Genomic DNA, 13,303 nt, shown 5'->3' with positions numbered 1-13,303 from the left:
CCCCAAGCCGTTCATCGCCTAATGGCCATATTGACGCGTTCTAGACACTTCAAGCACACTTTCCCTCGTCTGAGATTCAACGCTACTTCAAGGGTTTGTATGATTTTTCGTACAAACACGACGGCGTGGCGCACCATTTCAGGGATTTTGTACGATTTTTCGTACAAATGCACCGGTGCGGCTCACCATTCCAGAGGTTTTGTACGGTTTTTCGTACAAATGCACCGGCGTGGCTCACCATTTCAGGGATTTTGTACGATTTTTCGTACAAATGCACCGGTGCGGCTCACCATTCCAGAGGTTTTGTACGATTTTTCGTACAAATGCACCGGCGTGGCGCACCATTCCAGGGATTTTGTACGATTTTTCGTACAAATGCACCGGCGTGGCGTACCATTCCAGGGATTTTGTACGATTTTTCGTACAAACACGACGGCGTGGCGCACCATTCCAGAGGTTTTGTACGATTTTTCGTACAAATGCACCGGTGCGGCTCACCATTCTAGGGATTTTGTACGATTTTTCGTACAAACACGACGGCGTAGCGCACCATTTCAGGGATTTTGTACGATTTTTCGTACAAACACGACGGCGTGGCGCACTATTCCAGAGGTTTTGTACGATTTTCCGTACAAACACGACGGCGTGGCGCACCATTCCAGGGATTTTGTACGATTTTTCGTACAAACACGACGGCGTGGCGCACCATTCCAGGGATTTTGTACGATTTTCGTACAAACACGACGGCGTAGCGCACCATTTCAGGGATTTTGTACGATTTTTCGTACAAACACGAAGGCGCAGCACACTATTCCAGGGATTTTGTACGATTTTTCGTACAAACACGACGGCGTGGCGCACCATTTCAGGGATTTTGTACGATTTTTCGTACAAATGCACCGGGCGGCTCACCACTCCAGAGGGTTTGTACGATTTTTCGTACAAACACGACGGCGTGGCGCACTATTCCAGAGGTTTTGTACGATTTTTCGTACAAATGCACCGGTGCGGCGCACCATTCCAGAGGTTTTGTACGATTTTTCGTACAAATGCACCGGGGCGGCTCACCATTTCAGGGATTTTGTACGATTTTTCGTACAAACACGACGGCGTGGCGCACCATTCCAGGGATTTTGTACGATTTTTCGTACAAACACGACGGTGCGACTCACTGGTCCACCGGTGCGGCGCACTGATCATGCAGCTTGATCATTCACTGCGACGCTCACCTCACCATTCACTGCGACGCTCACCGCACCTTTCACTGTGCCGCTCTCCTTACCGCGTCTGGCTTCTCCGACGCGACCGGCTGCTCCAGCAGAGCGCAGTAGGTGTCCTCCACCTGACGGGCGATCGGGCTCATATGGAATTCCTTCATAACGCTGCGGTATCCGCGATTGCCCATCTCCTCGCTGTCGAACGCGCCCTCATCGAAGCTATTAATGGCGTGACTCAGCGCTTCCACGTCCCCGTCCTTCACAACGATTCCGCCTTGCGTGCGGCGGATAATCTCGGGAGCTCCGCCGGAATCGGCTACGATAACCGGCGTCTGAGCAAGCATCGATTCGATAATGACCCGGCCGAACGGCTCGTTGCGGGAGAAGTTGATTGTCAGATCGCATGCTTTCATCAACTCGATTGGCTTGCTGCTGTACCCGTAGAATTCCACATGATGCTCCAGGCCGTAATCGATCGCTCGCTGAATCAGATCCGAGTAGTACGTTTCCGAGCCGTCCACGGACACATCGCCGACGATCAGCAGCTTCCAATCCAGCTTTCCGCTTTGCGCGAGCATATGGACAGCATCGATGACAAGATGATACCTTTTCCACTCCACGATCCGGCCGAAGATGCCTACGACAAGCTTGCCGTCTTCCTTGAACTTCCTGCTCTTCGGCGTCAGCGCAAGCTTCGGATCGATACCGTTGTAGATAACGGTTTTGTTGTCTCCTTGAATGGAGCCTGCCACGAATTGCGAGATGCAGATGACACGGTCCATGAACCGCGGCAGCACTTGATCATACATGCGCTGCTGCATGAAATCCCGGTGATGCCATACCAGCTTGCAGCGCGCGAAGAGCTTAAGAGGCGCGGCATACCATGGCGCACGCCAGCCATTGGCGTGAACGATATCGATTCGGTGCTTCCTGACCAGCGCCCGAATTCGCCATACAGTCGCGGCATAGTCGAATCCGAGCCTTTTCTTCACACTCTCCAGGCACAGTGGAATATGCTCGTATTCCGCCCGAATCTCCGGCAGATAAGACGCTTCGCCCGGGCTGATCAGGAAGATCCGATACTGCGTCGTATTCAGATAGTTGATCAAATGAATAAGACTTTGCTCGGCCCCGCCCTTTTTATCCGCGTGCGTCACAAACATGACGTTGATTTTTCTGTTGCGCATCCGAAGCACTCCACTCTTGAGATATTTGGGGACCAAGGGATTGAAAGAACCCCTTCAGCACCTCCTTATGGTTATAACAGGTTCGAATGAATAGCTGAGACGATTCCAGCAGCTTTCCAGCCATCCCGGGATCGCGAAGCAGCAATCTGATTCTGTCGCAGAACGCTTCCGGGCTGTCCGCCACAAGAATATGCTCTCCGTCGACCAGTCCCGTGCCTTCGCAGCCGACCGAAGTCGATACGACCGGTAGACCGTTCTGAATCGCTTCGATCGTCTTCAGCTTGACGCCCGCCCCGTTCCGCATCGGATTGACGAACAGATAGCCTTGCCCGTATATGCCGTCCAGACTTTCCGGCGTATCATGCACCTCGACATCTCTCAGATCGGCGCCCTTGAGCCAGTCCAATCCCCTCCCGCGCGTATTGCCCGCCACAATGAAGCGATACCCCGGCTCGCCTCGCAGCTTGGGATGGACATGAGTCAGATACCAGTGAATCGCCTCGCGATTGTTCGGCATGAACAATGAACCGATGAATACGACATGCCCCCTGTGTAATGTCCCCGGCTTGAACACCTCCCGAGTGATTGGCGGCGGCAGAAAGCGGCTGATGGCTCCGGGGTCCCGTTCCCGGAAGCGATCGTATTCCTTGCTTGAGATGAACAGGTATTTGTCTACCTTTCGGCGCATCCTTTCTTGCAATCCGGCGAACTTCAGAGACTCCATATAATAATAGAGCTTATGGGCCGGATTGCCGGCGCTGCGGGCCAGCGCCTTGAAGTAGGCCGCTTCGTCATTGTGGACCCGCAATATCGCACTTGCCGGAGATATGGCGGGATGCTCCAGTATGGGGTAGACGTAATCGCCTTCCAGCAGCACGTAATCGTATCCGCCGTCCAGCTCCATCTGCCGCAACCCTACACGGGATTGAACCTGCATCGGAAGCCTGTGCAGCAAGTCCGCCAGCCTGCCGGTTCGCTCGCGGAATAGGATGCGGTTCACATAGACGCTTGCGGCTTCCCTGTCCGCAGCCGAAGGCGCCTGCTTGGCGCAGACCGCCAGATCGATTCGCCAGCCCAGCTCCGCAAGAGCTTTGATCCTGCCCCAGGTATCCACTCTGCCTCCATGATCGGCAGGATAAGGAAAATCGCTGCACACGACGAGTATTTTCATCATCCCTCTTCAAACCTTCCTCACGGCGAGAGCTTCACCGTTCATTTATGTTCCCGAAATAGTCGTTCCGCCCCATAAACATGCTGATAAAGGCAAATAGAAGCCAAATCTCGTATTTGATCTCTAAAGAGACAAGCAGCAGAGAGAACAGAATGAATACGAGCGCCATAAACATGATCAAACTGGCCTTGGCCTTTGCAATCAAATTCCTTGCTATCAAATAGAAGAAAGCGACAGAGAACAAGCCGCCAAACATAAACCATTGAAAGAATCCCGACTTGACGCCAAGGTTCTTGGTCGATTCGGAATAGCGAAGCAGCTCGCTCACATTGATCTGGCTGACGCCTAATGCGTCGTAATACATGCCGGACATTAGGCTGATCGAGTCTCCCATATATTGATTGAAGTAAATGGGATAGGCTCCCGTGCCGACGCCAAGCGGGTGATGCAACACCGTCAGTACCGCAATCAGTATCGTTCCCATCCGCGTGTAAGATGAAGTGTAGTTCTCAATATCATTGCTGAAAGAGCCGAGAAGCTCAGCAGCGAACTGCGCAATAAACACATACATCATCGCTACGGCCGCAAGCACCAGCACAAAGTTCCGTTTCTTCCTGAAGTCCAGAAATTTCGCCATCGTTACAATGAGAGTCAGCAGAATAATGATCAGAAACCCTTTGGAGCCGGTTACGGACGTGTAGAAGAAAAAGAAAGCGGCAGCATATCCGGTCGCCAGCCATTGTGCCGCAGGAGTGCTGAAGTATCGCGACAAGTAAATCAAAATCGCGGTAAACACGACAATGATGGAACCCGTCGTACTGCTCTCCGACGTCAGCAATCTCACCCGCCAGTACGGCTGGTCCCCTGAGTGCAGAAATGTCAGAGCGTTAGGCATAGTGGCCAGCTCAACAACCATGATCCCGAGCAAAAATGTGACAGCGGCGAGAAAGCACAGACCAATCGTGCGACCGTTCCCAAGCTTGGCAAGCACCAACTGCACATGGCGGATATACAACAGGATCAGTATGAAATAGATAAGCACCTTGACGCCTTTGGCCAGCAGCGCTTCCGATCCGAAGCTGTATTGGCCCATCAAATAATTAACCAGGATGTATGCAAGACTGATAGCGCTCAAATACACGATAAAGCCGAAAACATACGCTTGCAGCCGCGTGCCGCCCTTGATCGCTTTATGCTTGACCAGCAGCGCTACCTCGCAAAACACGAAAACCGGAAGCAGCGCCACGATGGGCGTTCGGCCAATCTCCCCGATCATTGTAACTAACGGAAAGTCCTGATAGACGGTGAACAGAAGCAGCAGCACAAAATACGCCGCGAGAAAAGAATGCTCCATCCCTTGCTTTCGCGCCGCAATACTAGACATATTTCCCCTCAGCGGAAGCATGGCGTCCCCTTCTTCCGATCAGAACATCCCGGTATAAGCTTTCGATCCGTCCGTTCATCCCATCCGCATGAAATTTCCCGAGGAATATGCGTCTGCCCGCATGCCCCATCTCCGCCAGTCTATTCTTGTCCATCCCGCGGATGATCGCTGCCAGTTGCTCCGTATCGTCGAAATCGAATAAATAGCCGTTGACGCCATGCTCGACGATTTCCGGAAGCGCTCCACGCCTGCTGGCGATAACCGGCTTGCCATTGCGCAAGGCTTCTACCGCCACAATGCCGAAGCCCTCCCAGCGCGAGGGAACGATCACCGCATCGCAGGCGCAGATATAACGGTCAATCTCGGAATTGTCCACCCATCCGAGCCGGACAGCGTTGTCAGGGAAGTCATACGTCCGCGCCTTCAGCACGGTATCCCCGATCAGATACAGCTTCACGTTCGGGAAATCGTGCTGCCGGAACAAGTCCAATAGACGGTCGAACCCTTTCTGGCGGTCGAAGCGCCCAATATACAGAAGGTTCAAGCAAGAGGGGATCGTCTCGATTGGAGAATGCTCGGCATCAGATGGCTTCCGTTCCGACACGCCATTGTACACCACGACCGATTTGCGCGCGGACAAGCCGTACTCTAACGCCATTCGATACTCGTGCCGGGAAATATGGATGATGGCATCCGAACGGCTTTCCAGTATGCGCTCGGCCAGCGCGTACAGACGTTTCTTCCATGGCGAAGTGTCCATCAGGAAGGACCAGCCGTGCGCGCAATATACGATTGCGGGCCGTTTCCGCCGGAACAGAAGTATTCCTCTTGCGAACAATCCGGCGAACGTTCCATGCACATGCACGATATCAGGCTTCAGTTCCTTGATGACTCTGGCCATCTCCCTCATCGCCTTCAGCATGTGCACCGGCCTTCGCTTGTAAGGATACACGATTAACCGTTCCGGACTGATGCCCAGCGTCTCTCGGCTGGAATTTTGCTCGGACACCATCAGGTAGACATCGTGCACAGAGCTTTGATAGCCCAGTACTTCATTCAGATGCGTCTCGATGCCGCCTTTGGTGAACTCCGACAGATGAAGTACTCTTGCCATCCTCTCCTCCTCCACTTCACTTGCTAGAATGCATCCTGGGGCGTAATCATGACCTTTACGGTTTTCAGCATGATCTTAATATCCAGCCACAAGCACCGCTTTTGAATATATGCAATATCCAGCTCTACCATTTGCTTGAACGTCAGACTGTTGCGACCGCTTACTTGCCACATGCCTGTGCAACCCGGCGTAACGCTGAGCCTCAGCTTGTCGTACTCGCTATATTCCTCAACCTCCCGCAGCAGCGGCGGTCTCGGACCGACGAGCGACATGTCTCCCCGCAGCACATTGAACAGCTGCGGCAGCTCGTCAATGCTCGTTTTGCGTATCCATTTGCCCACCTTCGTAATGCGCGGATCGTCTTTCATTTTGAACATAGCTCCGCTGATTTCATTTTGTTCCAGCAGATCCTTCAGCCTCTCTTCCGCATTCACCGCCATCGAGCGCAGCTTATACATGCGGAACGGCTTTTCATTTTTGCCGATACGAGTCTGATAGAAGAGAATAGGCCCTCTGGGCTCCTCCAGCTTAATCAGAACGGCGACCAGCACGATGAGCGGACTGAACAACAGCAATCCGATCAGCGATCCGACAATATCCAACGTCCGTTTCGCACTCTCATACAGCGTCGCTCCTTGTCGCCGTCCCGCATGCTGTGCTTGCGAATAGTAGCCGGACCCATTCCATACCGCTTCGTCCCTATAAGGTGAAGGCGCCATAACTACTCACTCCTTCCCATAATCAATTGTCTGCTGATCTCGCGCTCCATGAGCTCTTCGAGTTCAGTAATAAGCGGATACCGGAGCTCCTGATTCCGGAGAGCGAAGTTGATGGTCGTCAATATGAATCCGAGCTGCTCACCAACATCGTAACGAACACCCTGGAAGTCGTATGCATATACGCCTTGGTCCACATTCAGACGCTGGATGGCGTCGGTTAACTGAATTTCCCCGCCGGCTCCGATATGGTGTTCTCCCAGATACCCGAATATTTCAGGGGTGAGTACATAACGTCCCATGATCGCCAGATTGGACGGCGCTTGCCCAAGCGGAGGCTTCTCGACGAAGCAGTTCACTTGATACAGGTTGTCGATCCGCTCGCCGGGATCAACAATGCCGTAACGATGCGTCTGATCCACTCCGACCGTCTGCACGCCAATAACAGATCGACCCGTCTGCTCGTATTGCTGAATCAGCTGCTTCGTACACGGAATGTCCGATTCTACGATGTCGTCTCCCAGCAGCACGGCGAACGGCTCGTTGCCGATAAAGCTGCGAGCGCACCATACCGCATGACCGAGGCCTTTCGCTTCCTTCTGGCGAATATAGTGCAGATTCACATTGGATGACTTTCTGACCTTCTCCAGCGTACTCAGCTTGCCGCGCTCCTGAAGCGTGTGCTCAAGCTCGAATGCGATATCGAAGTGATCCTCGATTGCGCGCTTGCCTTTTCCTGTCACGACGATAATATCTTCGATGCCGGATTCGATCGCTTCCTCAACAATGTACTGGATCGTCGGTTTATCCACGATCGGGAGCATTTCCTTCGGCATCGCCTTCGTAGCCGGCAAGAACCGTGTACCAAGCCCGGCAGCTGGGATAATGGCCTTAGTCACCTTTTTCATTAGAACTCACCCTTCCCTTCAAAATTTGGCATAACACTCACATTCATCGGGCATCTAACCCCTCCTCACGCCACACCCTCGACGATTAACGTCTAAGGCCGCATGCCCACAGCATGGCCGAGTGCCTCCAGTGATAGAGGTGCAGGAGGCATTACCTGTATCCGGCCCACTCGGGCAGGCTGCGCTTCCACCGATATGTTATTTCTCCTCGGTGTAGTAGTAAGAGTAGGAATCCGCCTGACGGCGATTGACATTGTTCAGCACTACGCCAAGCAGCTTGGCGTTGACATGCTCCAGAGACGCCTTTGATTTCAACACGAGGTCCTTCGACACTTGTCCCGAATCCACGATCAGCACAGTACCGTCGCTGCGTGTGGCTACGATTTGCGCATCCGTCACGGAAAGAATCGGAGGCGTGTCGATGATCACCACTTCATAGTCGCGTCTGGCCTCCCGGATCAAATCGGACATCTGCGGCGAGGATAGCAGCTCGGATGGATTGGGTGGCGTCGGCCCCGCATGCATGATGAACAGATTGTCAGTAATCGTATGCTGGACGGTATCGCTTAGCGGCTTCTGGTTAAATAATGCCGTCGTCAGCCCGTTGCGGTTGGACGTGCCGAACAGATAATGCTGCGTCGGCTTGCGCAGATCCGCGTCGATCAAGAGTACCCTCTTGTTGGCCTGAGCGAAGGCGACGGCCATATTCGCACAGGTGGTGCTCTTTCCTTCGCCGGGCTTGGATGAGGTGACCATAATCACTTGCAGCTTCTGGTTAATGGTTGAGAATTCGATATTGGTGCGCAGCATCCGGTACGCTTCCGATATCGGAGAGATCGGATTCAGCTGTGTGATCAGATTCCACTTAGGCATCGAACGTGACATTGTTCTCCCTCCCGGTTCTCGCAGCGAACTGCATGCCGCTATGCTCTCTCGAATCGCTTTCCCTGAACAACGGCACCGTGCTCAACACCGGAACCTGGAGAAGCGTCTCGATGTCCTCTTCCGACTTCACCGTATCGTCCAGATATTCAAGCAAGAACGACAGCCCGATTCCAAGAAGCAGAGCCAGCATAAAGGCAACCGTCATATTCATTTTCAAATTCGGCGACACGGGACCTTGCTGCTCAAGCGGGTTAGCCTGATCCATAATGGAGACGTTATCGACCTTCATCAGCATCGGCACCGATTCCTGGAATACTATGGCAACGGCATTGGCGACATTCGCCGCCTTCCTGTAGGATTCCGCCCTGACGCTTATCGACATCACCTGCGTCTCATTTACCGAGCTGACGCTGACCATCCCGATGAGCTCCTTATACGTGACGCCCAATTCCGGGTAAGCTTCGACTACTTTCTTCATCATGCGCGGCGTTCTAATAATCTCTTTGTAGGTTTTAATCAGCCCGATCGTTGAATTGATTGCACCGATATCGATGCTGGACAGCAGGGAGCCGCTTGCCTTGTACTGATTGACAATCAGCTTGGCGGAGGCCTGATATTGAGGCTTGGCATAATAGCTGGAATAGAGCCCCACGCTTAGACAGCTGACTGCAATCAGCAAGCCTATCAACAACAATCTTTTCTTGATGATGATCCAATATTGTTTTAACTCCAACTCGCCACCTCCAATGGTTTGGAGCCATGCTCCATTCCATAGCCTTCGCATGCAATTCTCTTTTTTGTTATTCAATTAGAGTTTTCTAATAATTTTATTATTCATTTCGCGACCTTTTAGGCATAAAAAAAGCATACGAAACCCCAATTGCCATACGATTCCATTGTGACCGTCAGTGCTAGCTTTGCAAAAAACCATCAATCGTTCCGCCGTTCAAAATATGCTCCATCATCGCTTCCGAACAACCTTTCATGCCTCTCTTCTCCAGCAGCAGCGTGATGAGCCGCGCCAGATCAATGGATTCATTCCAGGGTCCGTAGCCTGACATCAGCAGCAATTCCGTCATGGAACGAGATTCGTCTATTATCGATTTTTTCTGACACAACGATTCGTCTTCGGATATCCGCTGCAAGAACTGCTTCAGACGTATTTGCTTTTGTTCCAGATTGATAACACTCATCGTAGCAATTCCTCCATTCATCCACTTGCTGCCCCCGCAAGTTTTAGATTGCTTTACTCAGATTTCCTATACAACCTTAATGAGGAGGTTCTATTCATTCCATATGCATGATTTCCCTTTGAGAGGGGACATGTGAAGCTTTTTCACACTACGAGTCTAAGTATGCCATAGATTTCCGCAAATCATGAGGGAAGAAAGACATGTGTCGCTTAGCCTTTCTTTCTCATTTTCGTCATCGTTTTTCATAAGTAAGGACGACTATTTTAGTGGTTTGACACTTACTTTGGTACCGCTTTCAACTCCCTATCTTGATGAATTGTCAGAAAAAATCGTTTTTTGTCCCAGCAGCCGTTTTCCATCTACAGACTCACATTCCCGATGCAATCAGGCACCCGTCATCCCTTGTAAAATAAAGGATTTCTCACCTCTATTCCAAGAAGATTCTGAAAAAAGCAAGCCACCGCTTCCCGGATTTGATGATTCATTAGGGACTATGGTCCATGAGCTTGCCAATCCACGGGAAGAAATGTTGGTTTCGACAATTTTTGCACTTCTCGCGAAGCCTGTTTTTTCAGCATGCAAAGCTATATTTTTTCACATTAATGCAAGTCGTCCATCAAAATTGTAAATGAAAGGTCGAATTGAGCTTGACTTTTGCAAATGGCTTGGTCCTTTACGAACGTTCCTCAAACCGCAATTCAAATTAGCCGTCGTCCGACTAGGCATACGCGACCATAAAGCGTCTTGATTTCCGTTACTATTGGAACAGAGATTAAAAATGGAATGCGAAACGGCACAGGAAATAATCCTGTACCGTTTCTTCGGGTTCTTCATCATCGGCCCCGATTGTTTTCTATGCCCGCTCTCCGCTCAACGTGCAATCTCGTACAAGGTGAAATCCGCCCCCCGAAGGAATGGCGTCCACTCGCCGTCCGCGTAGAGATGCAGCCGGTGCATGGCCCGCGTGCATGCCGTGTAGAACAGCTTCCGCTCACTCTCGCGGCCGTATACCCGTTCCGATGCGTCATAGACCAGCACCGCGTCGAATTCCACTCCCTTGGCAAGATAGGCCGGGATGACCATGATTCCTTTCTCGAAAGCCGGCGTCTTCTTCGTGATCAGCTTCAGCCCCCGGCAGCCCCGCACCTGCAGCGCTTCGTACGCTTCGAGGCTCTCCGACGCCGTCTTCGCAATGACGGCGATCGTGTCGAAGCCCTCGCCGCGAAGCGCCTCAAGATCGGCTGCCATGCGCGCAAGTCGTTCCTCGCCCGTGTCCGTCTCGACGAGCAGCGGCTGCTTGCCGCTTCGTTCGAACGGCTCGATCTCCCCGCCGTCCGGCAGCAGTGTCCGAGTGAAGGCCACGATCTCACGTGTGGAACGATAGCTGCGAAGCAGCCGGATCAGCCTCGTCTCTTCCTTTCCATACAGTTGAAGTAACGGCGATTGTTCGTCCCGAAGATCGGTCGACTGTGTGAAGATCGCTTGCCCGAAATCGCCGAGCACCGTCATGCGGGCGCGAGGGAACAGTTTTTTCACGTATTCGTACTGGAACATCGAGTAGTCCTGTCCTTCGTCGATGAACACATGGCGCACCTCCGCATTCGTCCGCACGCCCTCGACCAGCTCCTTCAGATACAGGAACGGCGTCGCATCCTCGTAATACAGCTCCTTCGCGGCCAGCTTGCGCTTCGTCTGCCCGCCGATCTCCGCCCAGCGCCCTGGCAGCTCTTCCGCCCCCGAACCCGTCATGTCCCGGTAAGTCTCCCCGCTGTCGAACAACTGTGCGTAGACGGCGGGCATATCGACGAACGCAAGCTTCCTGACGCTTCGCCTGAGGGGGCGGTACGCATCCTTCACGACCCTCTTGCGCAGCAGCTCTTCCTCTCGATCGGCGAATTCGAAGTCCGCCTCGTCGCCGCGGCGCTTGCCGGTTACAAGCTCGGCGACTTGCTCGTACTTCTCGCCAAAGTCGAATACGCCTCGGTCCTTATGCAGTTCCTCGAACGCTTCCGCGTACTGTTCCTTGTCGAGGTAATTGAGCTCCTCCTGCACCCACTCCTCAAGCAGCTCCCGGCGCGCATGCCTGGCCAGTTCCCCAAGCAGCCACTCACGCAGCAGGTCGATCCGGTTCGGCAGCGTGACGGACGGATCGATGCGGTAGAATTGTTCCTCCATGCGTCCCGCCGAGATCAGCTCCCGTTCGCGGAGGCGTATGCTGCGGAAGCGCATGCCTTGCTTGCCGAGCCATTCGGCATAACGCTGCAGCGCCTCGAGATACTTCGGCGATGCCTTGTACCGAATGCCGTTCATCCGAGCTTCGTAGCCCGCTTCTCCCGTCTGCGACAGCACGTATTCGATCTGGTCGAACGGGTCCTCCGCGCGGAGCTCCGGCTCGAGCGAATAGTCGAGATACTCTTGGAACGTGGTCTGCTGCAGATTCTCCTCTCCCAGCTCGGGCAGGACGGTAGAGACGTAGCTGTTGAACATCGGATTAGGCGAGAACAGCAAGATCTGATCCGCCTTCAAGCGTTCGCGATGCTTATACAGCAGATAGGCTGCGCGCTGCAGTGCGGCGGACGTCTTGCCGCTGCCCGCCGCCCCTTGAACGATAAGCATCCTGCTCGCGTCGTCGCGGATGATCGCATTCTGCTCCCGCTGGATCGTCGCCACGATGCTCTTCATCTGCGAATCCGCGCTCTCGCTCAACGCCTCCTGCAGCAGCTCGTCTCCGATCGTGACGCCGGCGTCGAACATGCCGCGAAGCTGTCCTCCTTGAATCCGGAATTGCCGCTTCAGCTCCATCTCGCCAGAGACGGGGCCGATCGGCGTATCGTAAGCCGCCGTGCCCGGCGAATAGTCGTAATACATACCCGCGATCGGCGAGCGCCAATCATAGATCAGGAACGTCAATCCGTCGTCGTCCATTAGCGATGAAACGCCGATATAGATCTCCTCCAGCATGTTCAGACCGTCCTCCCGGAAGTCAATGCGGCCGAAATAAGGCGATTGCAGAAGCCGATTCATCCCCTGCCACTGCTGCATTAATTGCCGGTGCCTGCGTTCCCGCTCGTTCAGTACCGCCGCTTGCTGCCGCACTGTATAGAATGTTTCCTCCAGATCCTCGTCCGAGCTCGTGTTAACCGTCACTTCATCCCAGAATCGCTTCTGGATATCCGCCGCCTGATCGCGCAAGCCCTCCGCCTCCGGCTCCAGTTCGGCTATCCGCACCTGTAGCGTTGATAGGATTCCGGCAAGTCGCTTCTCTTCCCGCTTCCATTCGTTCGCATCCATCATTTACACGCCACGCTCCCCGTATTGAATTTGCATACCGCGCTTGACAACCCGACGACCTCCATGATAAGATTAAATTATAGATAAAATGAATTAACTGTGTCCATATGAATTGTGAATACATATGGATTTCTTATCATAGCACAAAAAACAACTTTGCACCAGCCTGCGTGCATGAATGATCGAGCGCATATTTATGAGAAATGGCTTACGGCGTCCTTTTACAAGGACGCCGTA

General features: G+C 53.1%; 11 protein-coding genes. 1 reads left to right on the top strand and 10 read right to left on the bottom strand.

Annotated features, from left to right (window positions below):
- Window positions 1-1,261: 1,261 nt before the first annotated feature.
- From M6D81_RS04490 to M6D81_RS04450, 9 genes are all read right to left on the bottom strand, one after another.
- The gene (locus tag M6D81_RS04490; protein WP_262675629.1) at window positions 1,262-2,404 is read right to left on the bottom strand and encodes a glycosyltransferase; all 1,143 of its coding nucleotides are present in this window, start codon (window positions 2,402-2,404) and stop codon (window positions 1,262-1,264) included.
- Window positions 2,358-3,578: a glycosyltransferase family 4 protein gene (locus M6D81_RS04485; RefSeq protein ID WP_262675628.1), complete on the bottom strand. Its 1,221-nt coding sequence runs from the start codon at window positions 3,576-3,578 to the stop codon at window positions 2,358-2,360. The genes M6D81_RS04490 and M6D81_RS04485 overlap by 47 nt, the downstream gene beginning before the upstream one ends.
- 31 nt (window positions 3,579-3,609) lie before the next feature.
- Window positions 3,610-4,959, bottom strand: a complete 1,350-nt coding sequence (locus M6D81_RS04480) for a hypothetical protein (RefSeq protein WP_262675627.1) — start codon at window positions 4,957-4,959, stop codon at window positions 3,610-3,612.
- Window positions 4,952-6,073, bottom strand: coding sequence for a glycosyltransferase (locus M6D81_RS04475; RefSeq protein WP_262675626.1), 1,122 nt, complete (start codon window positions 6,071-6,073; stop codon window positions 4,952-4,954). The genes M6D81_RS04480 and M6D81_RS04475 overlap by 8 nt, the downstream gene beginning before the upstream one ends.
- Window positions 6,074-6,096: 23 nt before the next feature.
- Complete coding sequence (locus M6D81_RS04470) at window positions 6,097-6,792, bottom strand: sugar transferase (protein WP_262675625.1); 696 nt, start codon at window positions 6,790-6,792, stop codon at window positions 6,097-6,099.
- Between the two features lie 2 nt (window positions 6,793-6,794).
- Entirely contained in the window at window positions 6,795-7,697 is a 903-nt protein-coding gene (galU, locus tag M6D81_RS04465) for a UTP--glucose-1-phosphate uridylyltransferase GalU (protein WP_262675624.1), read from the bottom strand.
- Between the two features lie 198 nt (window positions 7,698-7,895).
- Window positions 7,896-8,582, bottom strand: a complete 687-nt coding sequence (locus tag M6D81_RS04460; protein ID WP_262675623.1) for a CpsD/CapB family tyrosine-protein kinase — start codon at window positions 8,580-8,582, stop codon at window positions 7,896-7,898.
- Window positions 8,563-9,315: a YveK family protein gene (locus tag M6D81_RS04455; RefSeq protein WP_262675622.1), complete on the bottom strand. Its 753-nt coding sequence runs from the start codon at window positions 9,313-9,315 to the stop codon at window positions 8,563-8,565. Before M6D81_RS04455 ends, M6D81_RS04460 begins: the two co-directional genes overlap by 20 nt.
- Window positions 9,316-9,493: 178 nt before the next feature.
- Complete coding sequence (locus tag M6D81_RS04450) at window positions 9,494-9,775, bottom strand: hypothetical protein (protein WP_262675621.1); 282 nt, start codon at window positions 9,773-9,775, stop codon at window positions 9,494-9,496.
- A gap of 184 nt (window positions 9,776-9,959) precedes the next feature.
- Between M6D81_RS04450 and M6D81_RS04445 the strand changes: the two genes are divergently transcribed.
- Window positions 9,960-10,403: a hypothetical protein gene (locus tag M6D81_RS04445; RefSeq protein ID WP_262675620.1), complete on the top strand. Its 444-nt coding sequence runs from the start codon at window positions 9,960-9,962 to the stop codon at window positions 10,401-10,403.
- Between the two features lie 242 nt (window positions 10,404-10,645).
- Here the strand turns inward: M6D81_RS04445 and helD are convergent, their stop codons facing one another.
- On the bottom strand, window positions 10,646-13,066 hold the full coding sequence (gene helD / locus M6D81_RS04440; RefSeq protein ID WP_262675768.1) for an RNA polymerase recycling motor HelD: 2,421 nt from the start codon (window positions 13,064-13,066) through the stop codon (window positions 10,646-10,648).
- Window positions 13,067-13,303 lie beyond the last annotated feature (237 nt).

The organism is Paenibacillus sp. J5C2022 (genome assembly GCF_025567625.1).
In the GTDB taxonomy this organism is placed as follows: Bacteria; Bacillota; Bacilli; order Paenibacillales; family Paenibacillaceae; genus Pristimantibacillus.
Note: the sequence above shows the minus strand (reverse complement) of the source record. Positions and strands in the feature narration are given on the sequence as shown.

Bases quoted from the DNA above. Each gene is read 5' to 3' on its own strand.
- M6D81_RS04450 (WP_262675621.1), bottom strand. From the start codon at position 9,775: ATGAGTGTTATCAATCTGGAACAAAAGCAAATACGTCTGAAGCAGTTC.
- helD (WP_262675768.1), bottom strand. From the start codon at position 13,066: ATGGATGCGAACGAATGGAAGCGGGAAGAGAAGCGACTTGCCGGAATC.
- M6D81_RS04480 (WP_262675627.1), bottom strand. From the start codon at position 4,959: ATGTCTAGTATTGCGGCGCGAAAGCAAGGGATGGAGCATTCTTTTCTC.
- M6D81_RS04490 (WP_262675629.1), bottom strand. From the start codon at position 2,404: ATGCGCAACAGAAAAATCAACGTCATGTTTGTGACGCACGCGGATAAA.
- M6D81_RS04470 (WP_262675625.1), bottom strand. From the start codon at position 6,792: ATGGCGCCTTCACCTTATAGGGACGAAGCGGTATGGAATGGGTCCGGC.
- M6D81_RS04485 (WP_262675628.1), bottom strand. From the start codon at position 3,578: ATGATGAAAATACTCGTCGTGTGCAGCGATTTTCCTTATCCTGCCGAT.
- M6D81_RS04475 (WP_262675626.1), bottom strand. From the start codon at position 6,073: ATGGCAAGAGTACTTCATCTGTCGGAGTTCACCAAAGGCGGCATCGAG.
- M6D81_RS04460 (WP_262675623.1), bottom strand. From the start codon at position 8,582: ATGTCACGTTCGATGCCTAAGTGGAATCTGATCACACAGCTGAATCCG.
- galU (WP_262675624.1), bottom strand. From the start codon at position 7,697: ATGAAAAAGGTGACTAAGGCCATTATCCCAGCTGCCGGGCTTGGTACA.
- M6D81_RS04445 (WP_262675620.1), top strand. From the start codon at position 9,960: ATGAGGGAAGAAAGACATGTGTCGCTTAGCCTTTCTTTCTCATTTTCG.